The organism is Candidatus Erwinia haradaeae (genome assembly GCF_900699015.1).
Taxonomy (GTDB): Bacteria; Pseudomonadota; Gammaproteobacteria; order Enterobacterales; family Enterobacteriaceae; genus Erwinia_E; species Erwinia_E haradaeae_E.
This window is the reverse complement of sequence record NZ_LR217737.1, coordinates 1,039,329-1,064,230: the sequence shown is the minus strand read 5'-3', so window position 1 is coordinate 1,064,230 and position 24,902 is coordinate 1,039,329. Positions and strand designations below refer to the sequence as shown.

12 protein-coding genes, 2 tRNA genes and 3 rRNA genes are annotated in these 24,902 nt (G+C 34.9%); 10 read left to right on the top strand and 7 right to left on the bottom strand.

Annotated elements, in window-relative coordinates:
* Nucleotides 1-67: 67 nt before the first annotated feature.
* The 7 genes from priA to sdhC form a co-directional block, all read right to left on the bottom strand.
* Nucleotides 68-2,254 (bottom strand): replication restart helicase PriA, encoded by a 2,187-nt coding sequence (gene priA / locus ERCIPICE3303_RS03195; RefSeq protein ID WP_157991254.1) that lies wholly within the window; start codon nucleotides 2,252-2,254, stop codon nucleotides 68-70.
* Between the two features lie 367 nt (nucleotides 2,255-2,621).
* On the bottom strand, nucleotides 2,622-3,839 hold the full coding sequence (sucB, locus tag ERCIPICE3303_RS03190) for a dihydrolipoyllysine-residue succinyltransferase (protein ID WP_157991253.1): 1,218 nt from the start codon (nucleotides 3,837-3,839) through the stop codon (nucleotides 2,622-2,624).
* Nucleotides 3,840-3,872: 33 nt separating this feature from the next.
* Nucleotides 3,873-6,692 carry a 2-oxoglutarate dehydrogenase E1 component gene (locus ERCIPICE3303_RS03185; protein ID WP_157991252.1) on the bottom strand — a complete coding sequence of 940 codons (2,820 nt, stop codon included), beginning with the start codon at nucleotides 6,690-6,692 and terminating at the stop codon, nucleotides 3,873-3,875.
* 210 nt (nucleotides 6,693-6,902) lie between these two features.
* On the bottom strand, nucleotides 6,903-7,619 hold the full coding sequence (locus tag ERCIPICE3303_RS03180; protein WP_157991251.1) for a succinate dehydrogenase iron-sulfur subunit: 717 nt from the start codon (nucleotides 7,617-7,619) through the stop codon (nucleotides 6,903-6,905).
* A gap of 23 nt (nucleotides 7,620-7,642) precedes the next feature.
* The gene (gene sdhA / locus ERCIPICE3303_RS03175; RefSeq protein ID WP_157991250.1) at nucleotides 7,643-9,409 is read right to left on the bottom strand and encodes a succinate dehydrogenase flavoprotein subunit; all 1,767 of its coding nucleotides are present in this window, start codon (nucleotides 9,407-9,409) and stop codon (nucleotides 7,643-7,645) included.
* Nucleotides 9,409-9,756 (bottom strand): succinate dehydrogenase, hydrophobic membrane anchor protein, encoded by a 348-nt coding sequence (gene sdhD / locus ERCIPICE3303_RS03170; RefSeq protein WP_157991249.1) that lies wholly within the window; start codon nucleotides 9,754-9,756, stop codon nucleotides 9,409-9,411. The genes sdhA and sdhD overlap by 1 nt, the downstream gene beginning before the upstream one ends.
* A complete protein-coding gene (gene sdhC, locus ERCIPICE3303_RS03165) occupies nucleotides 9,750-10,127 on the bottom strand; it encodes a succinate dehydrogenase, cytochrome b556 subunit (protein ID WP_157991248.1) in 378 nt (125 codons plus the stop codon). Before sdhC ends, sdhD begins: the two co-directional genes overlap by 7 nt.
* Nucleotides 10,128-11,129: 1,002 nt before the next feature.
* Between sdhC and ERCIPICE3303_RS03160 the strand changes: the two genes are divergently transcribed.
* From ERCIPICE3303_RS03160 to rrf, 10 genes are all read left to right on the top strand, one after another.
* Nucleotides 11,130-12,410, top strand: a complete 1,281-nt coding sequence (locus ERCIPICE3303_RS03160) for a citrate synthase (RefSeq protein ID WP_157991247.1) — start codon at nucleotides 11,130-11,132, stop codon at nucleotides 12,408-12,410.
* A gap of 1,205 nt (nucleotides 12,411-13,615) precedes the next feature.
* Nucleotides 13,616-14,449 (top strand): tRNA pseudouridine(38-40) synthase TruA, encoded by an 834-nt coding sequence (gene truA, locus ERCIPICE3303_RS03155; RefSeq protein ID WP_157991246.1) that lies wholly within the window; start codon nucleotides 13,616-13,618, stop codon nucleotides 14,447-14,449.
* Between the two features lie 706 nt (nucleotides 14,450-15,155).
* Nucleotides 15,156-15,839: a YggS family pyridoxal phosphate-dependent enzyme gene (locus tag ERCIPICE3303_RS03150; protein WP_157991245.1), complete on the top strand. Its 684-nt coding sequence runs from the start codon at nucleotides 15,156-15,158 to the stop codon at nucleotides 15,837-15,839.
* Nucleotides 15,840-15,891: 52 nt separating this feature from the next.
* Nucleotides 15,892-16,431 carry a YggT family protein gene (locus tag ERCIPICE3303_RS03145; protein WP_157991244.1) on the top strand — a complete coding sequence of 180 codons (540 nt, stop codon included), beginning with the start codon at nucleotides 15,892-15,894 and terminating at the stop codon, nucleotides 16,429-16,431.
* 982 nt (nucleotides 16,432-17,413) lie between these two features.
* Nucleotides 17,414-19,057 (top strand): chaperonin GroEL, encoded by a 1,644-nt coding sequence (groL, locus tag ERCIPICE3303_RS03140; RefSeq protein WP_157991243.1) that lies wholly within the window; start codon nucleotides 17,414-17,416, stop codon nucleotides 19,055-19,057.
* 426 nt (nucleotides 19,058-19,483) lie between these two features.
* Nucleotides 19,484-21,025, top strand: a 16S ribosomal RNA gene (locus tag ERCIPICE3303_RS03135).
* A 72-nt stretch (nucleotides 21,026-21,097) separates the two neighbouring features.
* Nucleotides 21,098-21,174, top strand: a tRNA-Ile gene (locus tag ERCIPICE3303_RS03130).
* A gap of 96 nt (nucleotides 21,175-21,270) precedes the next feature.
* Nucleotides 21,271-21,343, top strand: a tRNA-Ala gene (locus tag ERCIPICE3303_RS03125).
* 213 nt (nucleotides 21,344-21,556) lie between these two features.
* Nucleotides 21,557-24,514, top strand: a 23S ribosomal RNA gene (locus tag ERCIPICE3303_RS03120).
* Between the two features lie 119 nt (nucleotides 24,515-24,633).
* Nucleotides 24,634-24,749: ribosomal RNA gene (gene rrf / locus ERCIPICE3303_RS03115) — 5S ribosomal RNA — on the top strand.
* The 16S, 23S and 5S rRNA genes sit together here with 2 tRNA genes alongside, the layout of an rRNA operon.
* Nucleotides 24,750-24,902 lie beyond the last annotated feature (153 nt).

Genomic DNA, 24,902 nt, shown 5'->3' with positions numbered 1-24,902 from the left:
AGGTAAAATTATATTGTCTTTTAGATCTTTTTATAAAAATAACTCTATTACTAAATTAGCATTAAAATTAATTGATTTCTAATGTTAATTTAATCTTTTTTAACATCAATAAATTTTTAATAGATATTAAACTTAATTTCGTGATCTGATGAAGTGTTGATAAAGATGGATGATAGAGAGCTAGTTGCCATTTATATTGATTAGATCGATGAACAGATAGTAACGGTGTAGGGCCAATGATTTGTAACGATGAATTATATATTGGATGTAGCTTAAGAAGTTTATATATCTTTACAAGATAATAATATGCACTTTTGTTATCTTTGTCTTCTACATTCAAAATGACTTGATGGATATATGGTGGAAGTAAAAGATTTTTACGTTCTGCAAGAGTTGTTTTCGCAAAAAAAATATAGTCTTTATTTAATAAAGTTTGAAAAGTAGGGTGTTCTGGATAACAAGTTTGAAATATAATTTCTCCCTTTTTGCTATTATTTTTTAACATCCTAACAATCTGATGATAAAGTTGAGCAAAATATTCTACAGATCGGAAATCAGTAGAAAATAAGATATTATCTACTTCTAGTAAAATTACTAATGTTACATTCGAGAAAAAACATTCTTGTATAATCATTTGTGTACCAACTAAAATATGCGCTTTACTACTATCAGTATTTTTTAATTTTTCTTCTAGTTTACCAGTTAACGGTATTGTATCAGTGTCGATACGTGTTATAGAAATATTAGGAAATAATACTTTTAAATTCAGTTCTAGTTGTTCTGTTCCTATACCAATTGATATAAGAGCTTTAGATCCACAATTAAAACATTTATATGGTATTGGGATACTTCTTTGACAAGAATGGCATTGTAGTTGGTCTATGTTTTTATGTAATGTGTAACTCTGATGACATATCTCACATTGAATAATCAAGTTGCATTCATGACATAATAGAATCGGTGAAAAACCACGACGATTTAAAAACAATAGAATTTGGTTATTTTTATTAAGATGTAATCTCATTCTTTCTATTAGCAACGGTGATAAACCATTTTTTAGATAGAGATTTTTTATATTCACTAACGTTCGTATCACGGAATTAGTATCATATTGAGATTGCCTTAAATTTATTTCATGATATTTTCCTAAATCGACATTATGTAATGTCTTTAGTGACGGTGTGGTAGAGCCCATAATAATAGGTATGTTCTCTTGTTTTGCGCGTAATATAGCAATATCACGAATGTTATAACGTCCACCTTTTTTATTTTGATATGCTACATGGTGTTCGTCATCAAGAATGATGAGTCCAAGTTGATGTAAAGGAGTAAAAATAACTGAATTAGTTCCTATAATGATAGCTGTTTCGCCAGACCTAGATCTTTTCCATGCATTCAATCGTTTTTTATTATTTAATTTAGAATGAAAAATATCAATTGGAACTTTAAACCTTGCTTGACATAATCTAATCATCTTTAATATTAAGTTAATTTGTGGAACTAAGATAAGTATTTGTTTCCCCTTAGACATAATGTTTTCTATCATACAAAGATAGATTGCAGTTTTATCATAGTTTATAGTCCACATAAATAACCAAACAATAAAGTTATTATGTGATTTACAAATAGTTGAGATAGCAATTCTTTGTTCTATATTCATATGTAAGTATACATTATTTATAGAATAATTTTTATGCCAATCTTGTTTTACATGAATAATTTTTTCTAATTTACATAGATCTTTGGAAGCTAGTGATTGAAGGATGTCATTAGTAATCTTATTGTTATTTGTATCATCATTATATAATGGTTTGTAATATAATTTAGTAAGAATTTCATATGTTTTGGTATTATGATTAATATCATCAAAAAACTGTTTACGTCCTTTAGAAGTAATAACCCAGTGGTATAGGGGATGGGATTCTAGTAACTCTCCTTTACGTAGCAATATTGGTAAAGAATAAAATAAAATTTGGCCTAATGAAAGATGGTAATAGTTAGAAATCCAGTTCAAAAGAAGCCATAGATTAGGATGATATAATGATTTAATGTCTAGTACTTGATCTATTTTTTTTAGTTTATGATATGGATAAATGCTACTATTTTTAATAGAGACTACTATGCCAATTTCTTTTCGATTGCCAAAAGGAACACGTACTCGTCCACCAACAACCACATACTTAATATGAATAGGTAACAAATAATCAAAATTACTAGAATAAGGAATAGGTAATGCTACCTGAATTACAGACATTTCTTTAATCCAAAAAATAATAAATTACTATATATTCATCCTAGATTCGTTATTATATGATATAGAGAATAGTATCTATATCGAATTAATTATCATCTGTTTTATTATGAATATAAGTTTTTGATTTATAAACTATTCTTATATAAATAAAATAATCATCAATTCTTTTTATAAAGAATAAAATTTTTATTTTCATTTAAGTTAAGTTTAGAAGTACCGCTTAATCTTATAGATAAGGATGTATTATTTTTTAGAAACACTAATTATAATATATAAAATAGGATTGTTGTTACTTGGTCTTAAATATAATTCTGTTCATAACATCTATTTTGATCTGTTAGATAAAGAGATTACTAAATAATTATATTTAAATATTCAATAAAATACGAGCTGGGTCTTCTAATAAATTTTTTAATGTGTTAAGATAACCAACCGCTTCACGTCCATCGATAAGTCGATGGTCATAAGAAAGAGCAATGTACATCATAGGTAAAATTACTATTTCTCCATTAACTGCTACTGGACGTTCTTTAATTGCGTGCATTCCTAAAATAGCGCTTTGCGGTGGATTAATAAGTGGTGTAGATATTAATGATCCAAAAACCCCACCATTGGTAATAGTAAAAGTACCTCCGGTAAGCTCATTATAGTCAAGTTTATTATCACGTGCTTTTTTTGCTAATTCTTTTACTGTCTTTTCTATATCAGAAAGACTCAAAGTATCAGCATTTCTTAATACTGGAGTAATAACACCTCGTGCTGTAGAGACAGCAATACTAATATCAAAATAGTTATGATACACTACTTCTGAACGATCAATAGATGCATTAATTTCTGGATAATGTTTTAAACTTTCTACTACAGCTTTAATATAAAAGGACATTAACCCTAAACGAACAGAATATGTTTTTTCAAATGATGACCCATATTTTTGACGTAAAGATAAAATGGGTTGTACGTTCATCTCATTAAAGGTAGTCAACATAGCAGTTGTATTTTTTGTATACATTAAACGTTCTGTCATTCTTTTACGAAAATTCGTCATAGGTATACGCTTTTCACTACGATCTTTAAGAGTTAAGCATACAGATTTACTGTCTTCTGGCGCTTCAGAAGAGACAGATAAATAATCAATAGAAGGTTCTTCTGTTTTTTTTCTTGAAAATAGAGAATTGATGTTATTATTTTTTAATATGTCTGATTTTTCCTTATTCTCATTGATAAAACGACGCATCGCAGGACCAAGAGATTTGATTTGTTTTTCATCGATAGATTTTTTTTTATTAGGTTTTAGAACATCTATTTGATTTTGCATTTGAAAAGATTCGGATTGATCATCATCCTGTAAGGAATTAAAGTGCCCTAATATTTGATGAGCTTTAACAGAAGCATCTGTGTTAATTACAATATTTGTTAGAATACCATCATCAACTGCTGGAATTTCGATTATTACTTTATCAGTTTCAATATCAACTAAAATTTCGTCACGCTGTATTCTATCGCCAATTTTTTTATGCCATTTAGAAACAGTCGCATCAGATACAGATTCTGGCAAATCAGGAACGATGATATCTATGCTACTCATGTTATTTCCTTAAAATTATTTAATATCTTAACATTATTCAATAGTCAATGCGTTATTTAATAGATCTTCTTGTTGTTGACGATGTAAGGATATATAACCTACTGCCGGTGCAGCAGAAGATGGTCGTCCAGCATAACGTAAAGTAGCCCCTAATGGTAGAACTGTTTGGTAATGATTTTTAACAAAATACCATGCGCCTTGATTTTTTGGTTCTTCTTGACACCAGATAAAATCATTGATATGGGTATATTCTTGTAATACGGTTTGTAGTGCTTGATAAGGAAATGGGTATAATTGCTCGATACGTAAAATAGCAATATTAGTTTGCTGATTTGTACGTCGTTTCTGTAAAAGGTCGTAGTATACCTTACCTGAACAGAGTATAATGCGTTTTAATGATGGAATAAAGAGTTTATCGATCTCATTAATGACTAATTCGAATTTACCACAGGAAAGATCCTCTAATGAGGAAACAGCTTCTGAGTGACGCAATAAGGATTTAGGTGACATTACTATAAGTGGACGATACAGCTTCGTTAGCATCTGACGTCGTAACATATGATATAGCTGAGAAGGTGTAGATGGAATACATACTTGTATATTGTTTTCAGAACAGAGTTGTAAATAGCGCTCAAGACGAGCGGACGAATGTTCTGGTCCTTGTCCTTCGTAGCCATGAGGAAGAAGCATTACTAAGTTAGACCGACAACCCCATTTTTGTTCGCCACTACTAATAAACTGATCAATAACTACTTGAGCACCATTAGCAAAATCACCAAATTGAGCTTCCCAGATTGTTAAGACATTTGGTGCTGTTATTGAATAGCCATATTCGAATGCTAATACAGCTTCTTCTGAAAGAACGGAATCCCATATATCAAAAGAACCTTGATATTTATTAAGGTTTTTTAAGGGGCAGTATATTGATCCATTAGATTGATTATGAATCATAGCATGACGATGAAAAAAGGTGCCACGTCTAATATCTTCACCAGAAAGGCGGCATGAAATACCAATATCTAGAAGTGTGGCATACGCAAGATTTTCAGCTGCACCCCAATCAAATGGTCTATCTCCACTTGCCATCTCAGCACGATTTTTATAAATTTTGATAATGCGTGAATGCATAGTTATGCCTTCTGGAATTGTGCTGATTTTGGTAGCAAGGCTTTGTAAATGATTCATTGTGATATTGTTTTGTTGTTCTTGACACTGGGTAACATTACTATGAATAATCTTTTGATTAGAAAGGTTGTTTAGTTGATATATTTTTGGTGTTATAGGAACGATGTAATCTCCTTTGTCCAATAAATCACGATTACTCTTAAACATATTCATAGCATCTATCTGTCTAATTACTTTTTCATCACATAGCTGAGAAGCATAGATTTCACGAGTAGTTGGATGATTTTTGATTTTTTGATACATAATAGGTTGAGTGGTGCTTGGCTCATCTGCTTCATTATGACCATGTCGACGGTAACAGACCAGATCAATGAATACATCTCGTTGAAAAAGATAATGAAAATCTAATGCCAGGCGAGTAACAAAGACTACTGCTTCAGGATCATCAGAATTCACATGAAAAATTGGTGCCATAACCATTTTACCAATATCAGTGCAATAGTTTGTTGATCTGGTTTCTTCGGAATTAGACGTGGTAAATCCAATTTGATTATTGATGATAATCCGAATTGCCCCTCCTACTTGGTAACCGGGCACCCTGGACATATTTAAAGTTTCTTGTACTACTCCTTGTCCACTAATAGCTGAATCCCCGTGAATGGTAACTGGTAAAATGTGATGTTTATCTTTATGATTGAGGCGATCTATATGTGCTCGTGTGATTCCCATTACTACTGGATTAACAATCTCTAGATGAGAAGGATTGCATGCTAACGTTAAATGTATGCTTCCACTCTCAGTGTCTATTTCAGAAGAAATACCCATATGATATTTAACATCACCACTACCTTGAAAAACTGGTTCTTTACCTGAAAATTCTTTGAATAAATCTTGTGGTTTTTTTCCAAAAACGTTAATTAAAGTGTTAAGACGCCCGCGGTGTGCCATACCAAATACGATTTCATGTGTTCCTTTTTTTCTAGCATATTGAATTAACACATTGAGCATTGGTATTAGTGAATCTCCGCCTTCAAGTGAGAAGCGTTTTGTACCAGGAAATTGTGAGGCAATGTAACGCTCTAAACCCTCTGCTTTAGTAAGATCACATAGGATCTTCTTTTTTTGTTCTAAAGAAAACATTCTTGGTTGTTTTACTAATTCTAACTGTTTTGTAATCCATTCTCTTTCATTTGCATAGCTAATATGCATAAACTCTATTCCTACAGAACCACAGTAAGTATTTTGTAAAGTAGTATATAGATCACCTAACTTGATTTCACCTATATCGTTAGAAAAGTAATGACTTGTTTTGATTTTATGCTCTAGATCATAAGTACTGAAGTGATAATAGGCTAACTCAAGTTCTGGAATTATTTTTTTTTCATGTAACCCTAATGGGTCCAGATTGGCATTATTATGACCAAATATACGAAATGCATTAATTAGTTTCCAGATTTTTACTAGATAATCAGTTTTTGCATAACTATTTTTAGAGCACTGCAGTCGTAAATCACTTTTTTCTGTATTTAAAATAGATTCTTGCGAGTTAGAATAATTTTCTTCTTGATCAGTATCCGTTCTAGGTATTTGCTCAAACAGAGAACGCCATCTTTTATCTACAGAGTATGGATTGATTAAAAATTCTGCATAAAGGCATTCTATATATGCCTGATTTGCTCCAGTCATCCAAGAGGAGTCTCGCCAGGACTTTATCATGCTATTCTTCATTTGGATTCCTTAAGCATGGTTTATATTTTATTTATATGCATTACATTAATTTAGTTAATTGATTTACTTATTATGTCTTACAATATCAAATACATATGATTGTAAATCATATTGAGTATAAGGTAATTTAATCATATCTTTAATTAGGAGGTTATATTAAAGATAGTTGTATACATAGTTAGAAGTCCATAGATGTGTAGTATAAAAATATCAAGCGTCTCGCTGTAATAGTTTAGATTTAATATGACTAATAGCTGCAGCAGGGTTTAGGCCTTTTGGACATACTTGGACACAATTCATAATGCTATGACATCTAAACGCGCTAAAGGCATCGCTGAGATTATCAAGTCGGTTATTGGTTGCGGTATCTCGACTATCAGTTAGGAATCGATAGGAAGTAAGAAGACTAGCTGGTCCTAAAAATTTATCTGGATTCCACCAAAAAGATGGACAGGCTGTAGAGCAGCATGCACAGAGAATACATTCATATAAACCGTCTATTTGATCACGTTGTTCTGGTGTTTGTAGATGTTCTTTTTCTGGCATTATATTAGAGTCATGACATAAGTAAGGCTTAATTTTTTCATATTGTAAATAAAATTGCTTCATATCCACTACAAGATCTCTAATGATAGGTAAAAGTGGTAATGGCCGGATAATGATATTTTTGTTTTTTCGTGCCAATATTGAGATTGGGGTAATGCAGGCTAGACGATTTTTACCATTAATATTTAATCCATCTGAGCCACAGACTCCTTCACGACAAGAATATCGAAAGGTGAGTGTCGGATCACTCTCCTTAAGAAGCATCAGTGCATCCAAAAGCATAAGGTTTTCATTATCTTTTATTTCTAGAAGATAGTCTTGCATATATGGAGTTATACTTAACTCTGGATGATAACGATAAATAGAAAATTTAAGTACCATTGTCTTATCTCTGATAACTACTACTAGTAGCTACGCACCTGAGGGGAAAAGGGTGAACGCAGTATAGGTTTCATATTTACAGCACGGCGTATCATTTTTTTGTATTTTGGAAGATAAAGGGTATGACATAACCAGTCTTCATCATTACGATCAGGATAGTCAATTCGGCTATGAGCTCCTCGACTTTCAGTACGGTAATTTGCTGCTAATGCAGTTACATAAGCAGTTTCTATTAAGTTATCTAATTCTAGGCATTCAATACGATTAGTATTGAACTCGCTAGAATGATCATCAAGACGGGCAGCATGGAGACGTTTTTGTAAATCCTTAAGTTCTTCTATACCTAGAGCCATAGAGGAGCCTTCTCGGAAAACTGAGAAGTTCCGATGCATACAGGCCTGTAGAGCCTTACGTATTTTTTTTGGATCCTCACCTTTTTTATTATGATTCCAACGCAATAAACGTGATAAAGAAGCTTGAATTTCATTATTACTTGCTTCTAATAAAGGGCCTTGTTTTTGAAACACATCATTGATGTGGAGGCCAATAGCGCGTCCAAATACAACCAAATCTAATAAAGAATTCCCCCCCAAACGATTAGCACCATGTACCGATACACAAGCTACCTCTCCTACTGCGAATAGACCAGGAATGATCACATCTTCTCCTCTTTTATTCACTGTAAGTGCTTGGCCAGATATTGTAGTTGGAATACCCCCCATCATGTAATGACATGTTGGTACAACTGGAATGGGATCCCGGATGGGGTCGACGTGGGCAAATGTCCGGGACATTTCTAAAATTCCAGGTAAACGTGATTGGAGTATTTGTTGACCTAAATGATCTAATTTTAATTTGACATGTGGGCCCAATGAACCATCATATCCTCGGCCTTCGAGAATTTCAATCATGATTGAACGCGCTACTACATCACGTCCTGCAAGATCTTTGGAATTAGGCGCATACCGTTTCATGAAACGTTCACCATTTTTATTTAATAAATAACCACCTTCACCGCGACATGCTTCTGTTATTAAAACTCCTACTCCAGCGATTCCTGTAGGATGAAACTGCCACATCTCCATATCTTGAATTGGAACATCTGCACGTAAAGCCATTCCAATTCCATCGCCAGTATTGATATATGCATTAGTTGTAGACTGGTAGATTCGTCCAGCTCCACCGGTCGCTAGAATTGTTGCACGTGCTTTAAAGTACACTGCAATACCATCTTCAATATTAAATGCGGTACAACCGACAATTGCGCCATGAATATTTTTTACCAGATCTAGTGCATACCACTCAGAAAAGATTGTAGTTTTGCTTTTTAGATTTTGCTGATATAAAGTGTGTAGAAGGGCATGACCAGTGCGATCTGCGGCTGCAGCTGTACGTGCGGCTTGTTCAGAGCCAAAATTTTTAGATTGCCCTCCAAAAGGTCGCTGATAAATACGTCCGTTATCCAAACGAGAAAATGGTAGCCCCATATGCTCAAGTTCTATAATAGCTTCTGGACCAGCTTTGCACATATATTCAATTGCATTCTGATCACCAATATAATCAGAACCTTTGACAGTATCATACATGTGCCATTCCCAATTATCTTGATGTGCGTTATTGAGAGCAACCGTAATTCCTCCTTGAGCAGATACAGTATGGGATCGCGTCGGAAAAACTTTTGATAGTAGTGCACAAGTTTGACCGGATTGAGTGATCTCTAATGCAGCACGCATTCCTGCTCCACCCGCACCGATAACAATAGCGTCAAATTCTCTTACTGGCAATTGCATTACATGCTCCAAACAATCATAGTACCGTATATAGCATATACAAATAAAACTACGACTACTACTAATTGTAGTAGTAGTCGTAGTGAGTATGCGGTAACATAGTCAGTTAATATTTGCCACATCCCAATCCAACCATGCACTAACAAAGACCATAGTGCTAGACAAGTAAAAACCTTCGTCAAAGATGTACTAAAAAAAATATGCCAGGTATTATAGGTAATAGATTCTGATATCACAAGCCATGCAAGTAAGTAGAGTATATAAAGTGCGATTATCAGAGCGGTAGCACGAAGTAATATCCAGTCATGCAAACCATTACGCCCTAAGGCAGAAGCACTGTTTACCATATAACTACTCCAGATAAAATTGCAAGTAGGATTGAAGAACCTAATACAACTTTCGAGGAAATTTTACCTGTTTTTAAGGTTGTACTAATAAGCCCAAAGTCCATTATAAGATGTCGTATCCCTCCGATAAAGTGAAACGAGAGGGTACTAACTAATACCCATGCAATAAATTTAAAATGTAAACTATTTATGATAGTAGATACTTCAAGAAAGTTTTTAGGAGAGGAAAGAGAGAGACCAAGCAACCACAGAAGAATTCCAATGGAGAAAAAGGTGATTACTCCAGAAATTCGATGAAGAATAGATATAATTGCGGTTAATGGGAAACAGATAGTAGAGAAATTTAAGTTTACCGGTCTTTGTTTTTTCACGGTGTTTCCATGCTCTCCTTCATATTTTACTCATACTAACAATGGTATAGACAAACAGACTGGAGGCATGTACATCCATGTCAATATTAGATTTGATTATCTACGGTTTAGTTTTCTGCATATGATACTGGTTTTTTTCCCGAACCTGATTAGATCTACTAACTATGTCAATCTTATAGTTTAATGAGAGTCATATTTGTAGCATATCTATATTATAAAAATTTTGGATAACTATAGATTAAGTGGAAAGAGAATTTAACTTAAAAAGTTTATTTTTTGATTTAAGTTAGTTTAATATGTCTATAGTTTCAATTATGTTAAATCTATAATTTTCGATTCTTAGCACACTGATGCTTTATATATAATCAAAATATGATATCTATATCTAGCTTTAAGATTACTATTATAATAAATTATGAAATAATAGCTAAAATAGTTTATGAGTCAAGAATAATACTGTCTTGATTAGTGAAAATTTTTCTAAATTAAGATATGTTAATATTAGAATAAGATTCTATCTGATCTTTTTCAGAATCTTACTTTGAATAATCCATCTCAATTATGTAAGAGATGCAATGACATGTTTGTCAATTAATATATAGTATTAAAAGATCAGAGATATCTCAAATAAATTAAGAATTAGAGAAATATGGTCATATGTTACGGGTTTTAGATGTAATAGAATATTTTGCTTTTTTACTTTAATTATTTTTAATAATCGTTTGATCATGAAATTATATTGTATATCTAAGTTGATAATAATTTTGCTATAACTGTCTATATTACTGTTCTTTTGTACAAAGAAGATAACTAGAGATGTTAAATTATATCGCATGAGAAAATGATGATTTTCCTAATTATAACGAAATCATTTTTTAATCTTACAGGTTTATGTTTGATAATAAATAATATAGATATTATTTTTACATTTGGATATTAAAGTTATAAGGTGAATAGTGTTAGTAATCAAAATATGTGTATGAATTACTGAGGAGCTGATAGATGGATAAGAAAAAAGCAACGTTGACCGTCGATGGGACAGTTCCTATTGAATTAGATGTATTAAGAGGTTCGTTGGGTCAAAAAGAGTTGGATATTCGTACTCTTGGTGCCCAAGGATACTTTACTTTTGATCCAGGTTTTACCTCTACTGCATCATGTCAATCTAAAATTACTTATATTGATGGTGATCAAGGTGTTTTGCTATACAGGGGTTTTCCTATTGATCAATTAGCATTGAATTCCAATTATTTAGAAGTATGTTATATTCTTCTATATGGTGAAACTCCTAATTTAGATCAATTCTACAAGTTTCAGGGTTCAGTGACTAATCATTTTGTTCTTCATGAACAAATACATCATATATTACGTGGTTTTTGCCGGAATTCTCATCCAATGGCGATGCTCTGCGCGATGACTGGAGCTTTGGCAACAATTTACCATGATTCAATGGATGTTAACAGGAAAACTCATCGTGATTTAACTGCAAAACGTTTATTAGCACAAATGCCAATTATGGCATCTATGTGTTATAGGTATTCGAGAGGGAAGCCTTTTATATATCCACGTAATGATTTTTCATATGCTGGTAATATCCTTTATATGATGTTTTCTAGCCCATCAGATAAATACGTGGTTAATCCTATCTTGGAACGTGCTTTGGACTGCATTCTAATTTTACATGCCGATCATGAGCAAAATGCTTCAACTTCAACAATACGAACAGTTGGTTCATCTGGAGCTAATCCATTTTCCTGTATTGCAGCAGCAGTGGCTTCGCTATGGGGTCCTTCTCATGGTGGTGCAAATGAAGCTTGTCTTTTAATGTTAGAAGAAATTGGTACTGTAGAAAATATTCCTTTATTTTTACAGCGCGCTAAAGATAAAAATGATTCTTTTCGTTTAATGGGTTTTGGTCATAGAGTTTATAAAAATTATGATCCTCGTGCTATGGTTATGCGTGATATATGTCATGAAGTGCTGAACCATTTGGAGGTAAAAAAAGATCTCATGGAGGTAGCAATGAAACTTGAATATCTTGCATTGCATGATTCTTATTTTATTGAACGAAAACTTTATCCAAATGTTGATTTTTATTCAGGAATTATTCTTCAAGCAATGGGTATTCCTTCATCTATGTTTACAGTCATTTTTGCCATAGCGCGTACGGTTGGTTGGATAGCTCATTGGAAAGAGATGCATGATGAAGGTCTTAAAATTGCTCGACCCCGACAATTGTATACTGGATATACAAGACGTAATTTTAACTCTAAAATTAAGTGATAATTCTTTTAAGATAACACCATTTAAAATCATAAATGATTTTAAGTTATTAGTTGGACTATTTTGACTAGATAAACTAATATTGATTTACTTTAATAATATGTTTTAGTGATATAGATGATAAATGTATATGTTCTATTTCTTAATTATTTAAGAAGATACTATCTTCTATTATTGGTTATCTAAGTTTATTAAGTAGTATTATTTTTGAAGCATTAAGGTCATAGGTTAATTGTCAAATACAATTTGATTTATAGAAAAGAAAATTGAGTCTAGACTGATATTATAGATTCATTGAATCTAAATTCATATTATGGTTATAATGTTATATTATTTAATAATATAGTTTAATTTTTTAAGGTAAATATGTTTGATGATGGAATTATTATATTTTAATAAATTATTATCATAATAAATAAAATTTTAAGATTAATTATTTTTCTAACTTAATACTGTAAAAATCGTTTTATATATAGAGAATCTAATTCTATTAGATAATAAGCAGATAGAGTGTTGATACAGTATCTATTTTTTAATTGTTTTTCTTAATAAAACATAAAATATTTTCTATATTATTATTTAGTACGAATTCTGATCTTTAATTTTTTAATTATTATGATTGAGATCATAAAAGATCTTATTTTTTGCAATTAGTAAGAAAAATTACAATCGCGCCTAATTGAATGTAAATTAGTAGATCAACTTCAATGCATTATTAATTAGTTATTTTTTATACTTATTATAAGTAAGTCGAGTACTGTTAAGTTATTTTAACTTAGTGAATATTATTTACTACGAAATCAGAATGTAAAAAGAGCAATCTATTCATAATAGAATAACATATTGCTCAATTTTATTGAAAAACAGGAGATAAGAATATTAGAGAATATTGGATATATGATTTATTATTAATTTTCTTTAAATTCTTGTCTATTAGTTCAATAAACGATCTAGAGGTAGATGGGGTAACATCTTCATATCTAATTATGATGTATGTCAATTCTAAAGAAGTATGGTTTTCTATATGAGAATTATTTATTTTAGGTGGTATTATTTATTTATTGATTTATGTAATCACAATCATAATAAGATCTATAATTTGTAGTTTGAGTAAATTAACAATCATAATTGGTTAATTGTGGTTCGGGTTATTATGAGATTAAATAATTTAATCTAAGATTATATTTATTCGTGGTCATTAGGTCGTGAAGACTTTTATTACATTAGCATTTGGTATTGAATATGATGGCAGTTGTTACTGTGGCTGGCAACGCCAAAATGCAGTTCCTACTGTACAAGAAGCAGTAGAAAGAGCCATTGAAAAAATTGCTGCTCATAAGATTCGTGTAATTTGTGCAGGAAGAACAGATACTGGAGTTCATGCTATTGGGCAGGTCATTCATTTTAAAACTTTTTCTCAGCGCACAGATATGGTTTGGCTTCGTGGTGTAAATGGATGCTTACCTGCAGATATAGTTGTACGATGGGTAAAAAGAGTTCCTGATTTGTTTCATGCTAGATTTAGTGCGTTATCTCGTTGTTATCGCTATATGGTAAATAATCATAACTTACATCGATCTGCAATCTTTAGAAAAAAGATGGCATATATTTACCAGTTTTTAGATGTTGAAAAAATGCAGCGTGCTAGCCACTGTTTATTAGGTGAACATAATTTCACATCATTTCGTGCTGGGCAATGTCAGTCACGCTTTCCTATAAGAAATATAATGCAGTTAAATATTACTCGAGATGATAGGTATGTGATTATTGATATACAGGCTAATTCATTTGTTCATCATATGGTTCGCAATATTGTTGGTAGCTTAATAGAAGTAGGATCTGGTAGAAAACCAGAGTCCTGGATTGCTGATTTGCTTCTAGCAAAAAATCGTACATTAGCAGCCGCAACAGCTTCTGCTCATGGTTTATATTTAGTTTCTGTAGAATATCCTTCTAACTATAAAATACCTAGTCCTTTATTCAATTCTTTAGCTCTTCAGTCTAAAAAAACATTATTTTTGGAAAAATATTTTCATTAAACACTGTATTGATTCTGTTTTTTAGTTTATAAGAGGTAATGGTCTTTATCATAAGCTTTTATAATAATTATAATCTAGATGATAATATCTAGTGAGTTTTATATTAAAATTTTATATGAGATATTATTTATTCTTTTAATAGTTGTAATTATTTTTGTATGTTTTGTATCAGATTATATAAAAGTTAGCGTTTTTTCTTAAAGATAAGAAAAGGTTATTTTCTATAATCAGAAGGACGTATCTATTAAATTTCACTAGTAATTAGATTAAATCTCTATACTATATTTTATAAGATATAAGATTATTTCACTGAAATAATATAATTTATAAGTGAAAGGTGATCTATCAATATATACATATATCATATGTATACATTAGTTATATTTCCATAAAGCTTTGCATTTATTTTTATTAGTATTATCGTATTATTTATGATCATGATAATGATTATAATATGATTCATTATATCAATTTATTTTTTGCAAATTATTTATTATATACTTAAGGATCAAATTCTTCATTGAAGATGATGCAGTGAGTAGGTTGACTTAAAACTAAATCTATCTAATTAAATCTGTAGAGTAGAGAATATTAGTGCTAAATTTTAATATAAATTAAGAGGTTAATATTAGAAAAGATCAATATTTTTATAAAAAATTATCGTTGATGCTTAAGTCTCTCGTTTTATTCAGTGCTATTTTGGATTATGAAATCAATTAAATATAATTTACAGGATATTTTTAATCAGATTACGACAATAGCTCAAAAATGTGGTCGTGATCCTAAAGAGATTACTTTACTTGCAGTAAGTAAAAATCAATCTATAACAGTGGTTAAAGAAGCTATTTCTGCTGGACAAAATTGTTTTGGTGAAAACTATGCACAAGAAGGGGTAGACAAAATTAAAATTTTGGCTAATCCTGATCTTGTATGGCATTTTATTGGAAGAGTTCAATCCAATAAAAGTTGCTTGGTGTCTAAATATTTTGATTGGTGTCATAGTGTTAATTGCCTAGGTCTTGCTAAACGACTAAATCAGCAGAGATCTATTGATAAAGGTCCACTAAATATATTAATTCAGATAAATATTAGCTGTGAAAATACAAAAGCAGGTATCTTATTAGAAGATTTACCAATGTTAGCTAGCCAAATTAATAATTTTCCACACTTGAATCTACGTGGTCTTATGGCTATACCAAAAAAATCAAAGGATGATTACCATCAACGAATAGAATATCAGAGGTTAAAAACAGCATTTGATCAATTAAAAAATAATTATCCTAGTATAGACACCCTTTCATTAGGCATGAGTGGTGATATGGAAACTGCAATTGTATTCGGAAGTACTATACTTCGTATTGGTACGGCTATTTTTGGTCAACGGAACTAGAATGGTATTAAAGATAAACTCTTTAAGAATATAAAAATCACTAAGGAGCTTTATGTTAGCATTGATTTTTTTACTAACTACTGTAATGACTTTGTATATTAAACTGTTGTTACTATATGTCTGGATGCAGTGGACTGGTTGTAACTTTAATAATCCGTTTTTACAGTGTGCAATAAAAATTACTTATCCTATTATAAAGCCGTTTCAACGGATTCTTTCTGTGTTTAGACCAATAGATGTTGCTTCGTTAGTTATTGCTTATATTCTTAGTTTATTGTTAGTTCCAGTTATATTAAGATTATTGAGATTTGAATCTATTTTTTTCTATCTTGCTTTGATTCTTCTTGTTAAATCAGCGGGTTCACTGGTTTTTTGGGTTGTTCTGAGTCGTTCAATCATGAGTTGGATGCATCGTGAAGCAAATTCACTAGACTATATCTTATTGCAGTTAACAGAACCGATAATGGTAAAAATTCGTCGTTTTATACCTATCATTGGTGGTATGGATTTTTCACCAATGCTTATAATTTTAATATTATATACGATATACTTTATTGGTTTGGAATATATTCCTGGATGGACTTTTATTTAAAAAGTTTAATTTTTTATTATTAATGTTTATTTTTGAAAAATAATAATAGCATATGTTTACTATAACATTTATTTTAGATAATTGAATTGTGTTCAGAGTTTTCTATAAAATTTTATAGAATATTTTATTCTTCTTAATAATTTTAATATACTTGATACAAGTGATAATGAAGTTCTCAGCATAGGTGCTATACTTTGTGATTATGTTATATATTCATAGGTCTATTATATAGTTTAGTGATAACGTTAATTTTTTGATTAAGCTATTAGACATCTTATATTTGGAGCATGTGAAAAATCATGTATAGAAATTATTTTTCTATAGTATGAGTTAAGTACGATAAGCTTTAATCAATTTATTATATTAGTATTATAATTAATTGTAATATAATGAATTTTTAGATAGTTATATCTAGCTATACAATTTTTTAAATTATGTTGATTAAAATAATGCTATGATCTGATGAAAAAAAGTATACGCATAGTACTTGAAAAGCTTTGCCCTAATACCATATATAATTTAATATAAAATTTAATGAGATTTATAAGTTATTATTAAATATTTTTCCTTCATTGAATATGTTTTTAAGAAAAGAGATTAACGAATAAAATTAATCCACATATAATTCAATTATTTTAAAATGAGAGCAGATGCAGTTTAATTTTTTTCGTTTTGTTGTTTTTAAAGTTAGTTCTATAATAGAAAATCTATTTTGGTATAAATATTAGTAGAAATAGATAATACTCATGTTATGTATAGTATGAAAATATTGAGGATTATTCGTCTTAAAAGTATCAGGATGAGGTTGACTTGAATTAGAGTTAATTGCATAAAACTAAATAGCTGAATAATAATTGAGATATTAATTGTTAATTTATGGAAAAATATACTGTTTAATAGTCTAAAGAAACATAATATGAGAGCTAGAAAGTCTTAATTATGTTTAAGTAAGTTATATAATTTAATATAAGGGAAATACATCATGGCAGCTAAAGATATTAAGTTTGGTAATGATGCTCGTGTTAAAATGCTATGTGGAGTTAATTTACTTGCTGATGCAGTAAAGGTAACTTTAGGGCCAAAAGGTCGAAATGTGATTTTAGATAAATCTTTTGGTTCACCTAGTATTACTAAAGATGGTGTGTCTGTTGCCCGTGAAATTGAATTAGAAGATAAGTTTGAAAATATGGGTGCTCAGATGGTAAAAGAAGTAGCATCTAAAGCTAATGAAGCTGCTGGTGACGGTACTACTACTGCTACTGTACTAGCACAATCTATAGTTAATGAAGGGTTAAAAGCAATTGCTGCAAGTATGAATCCTATGGATCTTAAAAGGGGTATTGATAAAGCGGTCATTGCAGCAGTAGAAGAATTAAAAAAAATATCTGTACCTTGTTCTGACTTTAAGGGTATTGCTCAAGTAGGAACTATTTCTGCTAATGCTGATACAGCTGTCGGTGATTTAATTGCTAGAGCAATGGAAAAAGTAGGAAAAGAAGGTGTGATTAGTGTTGAAGAAGGAAATGGTCTTCATGATGAGCTAGATGTTGTTGAAGGCATGCAATTTGATCGCGGTTATTTATCACCTTATTTTATTAATAAACCAGAAACTGGTCTAATAGAATTAGAGTCGCCATTAATTTTGCTTGCAGATAAAAAGATTTCTAGCATTAGAGAACTTATACCAATTTTAGAAGAAGTTGCAAAATTAAGTAAATCTCTGTTTATTATTGCTGAAGATGTTGAGGGTGAAGCATTAGCTACTTTAGTTGTTAACTCTATGCGTGGGATAGTAAAAATAGCTGCAGTTAAAGCACCTGGTTTTGGTGATCGCCGTAAGGCTATGTTACAAGATATTGCTATTTTGACTGGCGGGACTGTAATATCAGAAGAGCTAGGTATGGAATTGGAAAAAACTGTATTAGAAGATATGGGTCAAGCCAAGCGTGTTGTTATCAGTAAAGAAACTACAACTATTATTGATGGTCGTGGAAAAACAGAAGTTATTGCTGGTCGTGTAAGTCAAATACGTAAGGAAATCGAAGATACTAAGTCTGATTACGATCGTGAAAAGTTACAAGAGCGTGTTGCAAAATTAGCAGGTGGTGTAGCTGTGGTAAAGGTTGGTGCAGCTACTGAAGTGGAAATGAAAGAGAAAAAAACACGCGTAGAAGATGCGTTAAACGCTACTCGTGCGGCAGTAGATGAAGGTGTAGTGGCTGGAGGGGGTGTAGCATTAGTACGTGTAGCCTCTTGTTTAAGTGATCTCCGAGGTCAGAATGAAGATCAAAATGTTGGTATTAAAGTTGCACTACGTGCTATGGAAGCTCCAATGCGACAGATTATATCGAATGCAGGTGCAGAGGCTTCTGTGGTAACAAATAATGTTAAAGAAGGTAAAGGCAACTACGGTTATAATGCTCAAACTGAAGAATATGGTGATATGATTAACTTTGGTATTCTTGACCCGACTAAAGTAACTCGCTCAGCTTTGCAGTATGCAGCATCTATCGCTGGTTTAATGATTACTACTGAATGCATGATAACTGATCTGCCTAAAAATGATGCACCTGATATCGCCTCTAATGGCGGAATGGGTTCGTCTGGTATGGGTGGTATGATGTAGTTTTGCTTCTAGTTTTGTATTATTCCCCCTCCCTTTTAAATCCTGATATGGATAGGGGGGGTAGATATGTGATTAACGTAGATCTAATTAATATGGCATTGAAGAAGATGATAGATCTACGTTAACAAAAATTAGATTATAAGTGATAATATAATTCTAATAAGAAAAAATGTTAAAAAGAACTTGACTCTACATAAGTTACCTGTATCATGTATTTCTAGTAGCAAGAGAGAAGAGATATTATTTGTACCGTTCTTTAAAAATTGATCAGACAATCTGTGTGGGCACTCGAAGAATAGCTATAAACGCTATTAAAGCGTGAAGAATACCAAGTCTTAAACTATTTAATAGTGTGATATAATTATATTATAATTATACTGTTTATTCTTTAAGCATGCTGTTTTTATTAAAGAAAAATTGAACTTTTAATTGAAGAGTTTGATCATGGCTCAGATTGAACGCTGGCGGCAGGCCTAACACATGCAAGTCGAACGGTACCGGAAAGAAGCTTGCTTCTTTGCCGACGAGTGGCGAACGGGTGAGTAATATCAGGGAAACTGCCTGATGGAGGGGGATAACTATTGGAAACGGTAGCTAATACCGCATAATGTCGTAAGACCAAAGTGGGGGACCTTTTGGCCTCACACCATCGGATGTGCCCAGACGGGATTAGCTTATGGGTGAGGTAATGGCTCACCCAGGCCACGATCCCTAGCTGGTCTGAGAGGATGGCCAGCCACACTGGAACTGAGACACGGTCCAGACTCCTACGGGAGGCAGCAGTGGGGAATATTGCACAATGGGCGAAAGCCTGATGCAGCCATGCCGCGTGTATGAAGAAGGCCTTCGGGTTGTAAAGTACTTTCAGCGGGAAAGAAACGGAAGAGGTTAATACCCTCTAACATTGACGTTACCCGCAGAAGAAGCACCGGCTAACTCCGTGCCAGCAGCCGCGGTAATACGGAGGGTGCGAGCGTTAATCGGAATGACTGGGCGTAAAGGGCACGCAGGCGGATTGCCAAGTCGGATGTGAAAGCCCTGGGCTTAACCTTGGAACTGCATTCGAAACTGGCAGTCTAGAGTTTCGTAGAGGGGGGTAGAATTCTAGGTGTAGCGGTGAAATGCGTAGAGATCTGGAGGAATACCGATGGCGAAGGCGTCCCCCTGGACGAAAACTGACGCTCAGGTGCGAAAGCATGGGGAGCAAACAGGATTAGATACCCTGGTAGTCCATGCCGTAAACAATGTCGACTTGGAGGTTGTTTCCTAGTGGAGTGGCTTCCGGAGCTAACGCGTTAAGTCGACCGCCTGGGGAGTACGGCCGCAAGGTTAAAACTCAAATGAATTGACGGGGGCCCGCACAAGCGGTGGAGCATGTGGTTTAATTCGATGCAACGCGAAGAACCTTACCTAACCTTGACATCCACGGAATTTCGCAGAAATGTGAAAGTGCCTTAGGGAGCCGTGAGACAGGTGCTGCATGGCTGTCGTCAGCTCGTGTTGTGAAATGTTGGGTTAAGTCCCGCAACGAGCGCAACCCTTATCCTTTGTTGCCATCGATTTGGTCGGGAACTCAAAGGAGACTGCCGGTGATAAACTGGAGGAAGGTGGGGATGACGTCAAGTCATCATGGCCCTTATGGTTAGGGCTACACACGTGCTACAATGGCGTATACAAAGAGAAGCGACCTCGCGAGAGCAAGCGGACCTCATAAAGTATGTCGTAGTCCGGATCGGAGTCTGCAACTCGACTCCGTGAAGTCGGAATCGCTAGTAATCGTAGATTAGAATGCTACGGTGAATACGTTCCCGGGCCTTGTACACACCGCCCGTCACACCATGGGAGTGGGTTGCAAAAGAAGTAGGTAGCTTAACTTTCGAGAGGGCGCTTACCACTTTGTGATTCATGACTGGGGTGAAGTCGTAACAAGGTAACCGTAGGGGAACCTGCGGTTGGATCACCTCCTTATATTAATCATAGCATTCCAAGAAGTGCCCACACAGATTGTCTGATTATAGAGTAATTAAGCAAAAACCTTATAGGCTTGTAGCTCAGATGGTTAGAGCACACCCCTGATAAGGGTGAGGTCGGTGGTTCAAGTCCACTCAGGCCTACCAAATTCTTTATTTATTTAACTTGTAAATCTTACAGATTTACAAGTTACAAATTATGAATATTAGTTTATATGAGGTTTTTGTAGAGTATGGTTATACGGGGCTATAGCTCAGATGGAAGAGCGCCTGCTTTGCACGCAGGAGGTCAGCGGTTCGAACCCGCTTAGCTCCACAATAAACCTTGCATAAAAAAGAATTTTATATTATTATTTATAAAGAAGATAAGATAGGATTCTGTTAAGAACAATGCTCTTTAATAATCCGGAACAAGCTGAAAATAAATAGTATACTCCTCAAAAGAGGCTACTGTTTATCTAAAAAAATAAATGAGCGTATCTTAAGAAGATAAATAATAATTAGTATATAGGACGCTTGTGGGTTGTAAGGTTAAGTGAATAAGCGTACATGGTGGATGCCTAGGCAGTCAGAGGCGATGAAGGGCGTGCTAATCTGCGAAAAGCGTCGGGAAGGTGATATGAACCGTAATAGCCGACGATACCCGAATGGGGAAACCCGATGCAATTTTGTTGCATCATCATACTCATGAATAAATAGTGATATGAAGCGAACCGAGGGAACTGAAACATCTAAGTACCTCGAGGAAAAGAAATCAATTGAGATTCCCTTAGTAGTGGCGAGCGAACGGGAGAAGAGCCCAGAATTATTATCATCTTGCGAATTAGTAGAATCGTCTGGAAAGTCGAACAATAAAGGGTGATAGTCCCGTATATAAAAATTCGAAAGAAGTGGATTCTAAAGAGTAGGGCGGGACACGTGATATCCTGTCTGAATATGGGGGGACCATCCTCCAAGGCTAAATACTACTGACTGACCGATAGTGAACTAGTACCGTGAGGGAAAGGTGAAAAGAACCCCGGCGAGGGGAGTGAAATAGAACCTGAAACCGTGTACGTACAAGCAGTGGGAGCACTGATTAGTGTGACCGCGTACCTTTTGTATAATGGGTCAGCGACTTGTATTTTGTAGCAAGGTTAACCGTATAGGGGAGCCGTAGGGAAACCGAGTCTTAACTGGGCGTTAGTTGCAGGATACAGACCCGAAACCCGGTGATCTAGCCACGGGCAGGTTGAAAGTTGGGTAACACTAACTGGAGGACCGAACCGACTAATGTTGAAAAATTAGCGGATGACCTATGGTTAGGGGTGAAAGGCCAATCAAACCGGGAGATAGCTGGTTCTCCCCGAAAGCTATTTAGGTAGCGCCTTGTGAGTTCATCTTCGGGGGTAGAGCACTGTTTTGGTCAGGGGGCCACCCCGGCTTACCAAGCCAATGCAAACTCCGAATACCGGAGAATGTTATCACAGGAGACACACGGCGGGTGCTAACGTCCGTCGTGGAGAGGGAAACAACCCAGACCGCCAGCTAAGGTCCCAAAGTCATGATTAAGTGGGAAACGATGTGAGAAGGCATAGACAGCCAGGATGTTGGCTTAGAAGCAGCCATCATTTAAAGAAAGCGTAACAGCTCACTGGTCGAGTCAGCTTGCGCGGAAGATGTAACGGGGCTAAATCATGCACCGAAGCTGCGGCACTGGACGCATTCTGAAATTATATTATTTTATACTTATCAAAATAATATAATTTCAGAATGCGTCCAGTGGGTAGGGGAGCGTTCTGTAAGTCGTTGAAGGTATTTCGTGAGAAATATTGGAGATATCAGAAGTGCGAATGCTGACATAAGTAACGATAAAGCGGGTGAAATGCCCGCTCGCCGAAAGACTAAGGGTTCCTGCCCAACGTTAATCGAGGCAGGGTGAGTCGACCCCTAAGGCGAGGCCGAAAGGCGTAGTCGATGGACAACGGGTTAATATTCCCGTACTAGCTGTGACTGCGAAGGGGGGACGGAGAAGGCTATATTGGCCGGGGGACGGTTGTCCCGGTTTAAGCGTGTAGATTTGGATTTTAGGCAAATCCTGAGTCCAGCAAGATTGAGACGTGATGACGAGACATTAAGGTGTTAAAGCAATAAACGCCACGCTTCCAGGAAAAGCCTCTAAGCATCAGGTCATGGTTAATCGTACCCCAAACCGACACAGGTGGTCAGGTAGAGTATACCAAGGCGCTTGAGAGAACCCGGGTGAAGGAACTAGGCAAAATGGTGCCGTAACTTCGGGAGAAGGCACGCTGGCTTGCAGGTGAAACGACAAGCTCGAGGAGCTAAAGCCAGTCGAAGATACCAGCTAGCTGCAACTGTTTATTAAAAACACAGCACTGTGCAAACACGTAAGTGGACGTATACGGTGTGACGCCTGCCCGGTGCCGGAAGGTTAATTGATGGGGTTATTCGTAAGAAGAAGCTCTTGATCGAAGCCCCGGTAAACGGCGGCCGTAACTATAACGGTCCTAAGGTAGCGAAATTCCTTGTCGGGTAAGTTCCGACCTGCACGAATGGCGTAATGATGGCTAGGCTGTCTCCACCCGGGACTTAGTGAAATTGAATTCGCTGTGAAGATGCAGTGTACCCACGGCAAGACGGAAAGACCCCGTGAACCTTTACTATAGCTTGACACTGAATACTGAATTTTAATGTGTAGGATAGGTGGGAGGCCTCGAAGCACAGATGCTAGTTTGTGTGGAGCCATTCTTGAAATACCACCCTTTAAGGTTTGCTATTCTCACCCAACGCCGTTAACCGGCGTGGAGACAGTGTCTGGTGGGTAGTTTGACTGGGGCGGTCTCCTCCTAAAGAGTAACGGAGGAGCACAAAGGTTGGCTAATCACGGTCGGAAATCGTGAGGTTAGTGCAATGGCATAAGCTGGCTTGACTGTGAGAGTGACGATTCGAACAGGTGCGAAAGCAGGTCATAATGATCCGGTGGTTCTGAATGGAAGGGCCATCGCTCAACGAATAAAAGGTACTCCGGGGATAACAGGCTGATACCGCCCAAGAGTTCATATCGACGGCGGTGTTTGGCACCTCGATGTCGGCTCATCACATCCCGGGGCTGAAGCAGGTCCCAAGGGTACGGTTGTTCGCCGTTTAAAGTGGTACGCGAGCTGGGTTTAGAACGTCGTGAGACAGTTCGGTCCCTATCTGCCGTGGGCGTTGGAAGATTGAGAGGGGTTGCTCCTAGTACGAGAGGACCGGAGTGAACGTACCACTGGTGTTCGGGTTGTCATGCCAATGGCACTGCCCGGTAGCTAAGTACGGAAAAGATAAGCGCTGAAAGCATCTAAGCGCGAAACTTGCCTCGAGATGAGTCTTCCCTGATCCTTTGAGGGTCCTAAAGGAATGTTGAAGATAACGACGTTGATAGGCCGGGTGTGTAAGCGCAGTGATGCGTTGAGCTAACCGGTACTAATGATCCGTGAGGCTTAACCTTACAACACCAGAAGCGTTCTTTAGATGCGTAAGATTTTAAGAATTCAATAATTCAGCTTGTGAAGGATGTAATATTTCCCGATTAATTAAAGGGAAAGATAAGAAAAATGATAGAATTTGTCTAGCGGCCATAACGCGGTGGCCCCACCTGATCCCATACCGAACTCAGAAGTGAAACGCCGTGGTGCCGATGGTAGTGTGGGGCCTCCCCATGTGAGAGTAGGGAACCGCTAGGCACTCTTTTTTAAGAAAAAAGCCATCATATAAAGATGGCTTTTTTCTTAAAATAAAAAGATTGAATTAATATCAGATTTAATTGAAATTTTAAAATAGAGATAGATTCTATATAGATCTCATGATCTATGGTAGATGTAATAATTATTTCTGTA

What these genes read in the sequence shown, in the direction of transcription:
- sdhA (WP_157991250.1), bottom strand. Translation starts at nt 9,409, where the DNA reads ATGCAATTGCCAGTAAGAGAATTTGACGCTATTGTTATCGGTGCGGGT.
- priA (WP_157991254.1), bottom strand. Translation starts at nt 2,254, where the DNA reads ATGTCTGTAATTCAGGTAGCATTACCTATTCCTTATTCTAGTAATTTT.
- sdhD (WP_157991249.1), bottom strand. Translation starts at nt 9,756, where the DNA reads ATGGTAAACAGTGCTTCTGCCTTAGGGCGTAATGGTTTGCATGACTGG.
- ERCIPICE3303_RS03185 (WP_157991252.1), bottom strand. Translation starts at nt 6,692, where the DNA reads ATGAAGAATAGCATGATAAAGTCCTGGCGAGACTCCTCTTGGATGACT.
- ERCIPICE3303_RS03145 (WP_157991244.1), top strand. Translation starts at nt 15,892, where the DNA reads ATGTTAGCATTGATTTTTTTACTAACTACTGTAATGACTTTGTATATT.
- ERCIPICE3303_RS03150 (WP_157991245.1), top strand. Translation starts at nt 15,156, where the DNA reads ATGAAATCAATTAAATATAATTTACAGGATATTTTTAATCAGATTACG.
- ERCIPICE3303_RS03180 (WP_157991251.1), bottom strand. Translation starts at nt 7,619, where the DNA reads ATGGTACTTAAATTTTCTATTTATCGTTATCATCCAGAGTTAAGTATA.
- groL (WP_157991243.1), top strand. Translation starts at nt 17,414, where the DNA reads ATGGCAGCTAAAGATATTAAGTTTGGTAATGATGCTCGTGTTAAAATG.
- sucB (WP_157991253.1), bottom strand. Translation starts at nt 3,839, where the DNA reads ATGAGTAGCATAGATATCATCGTTCCTGATTTGCCAGAATCTGTATCT.
- ERCIPICE3303_RS03160 (WP_157991247.1), top strand. Translation starts at nt 11,130, where the DNA reads ATGGATAAGAAAAAAGCAACGTTGACCGTCGATGGGACAGTTCCTATT.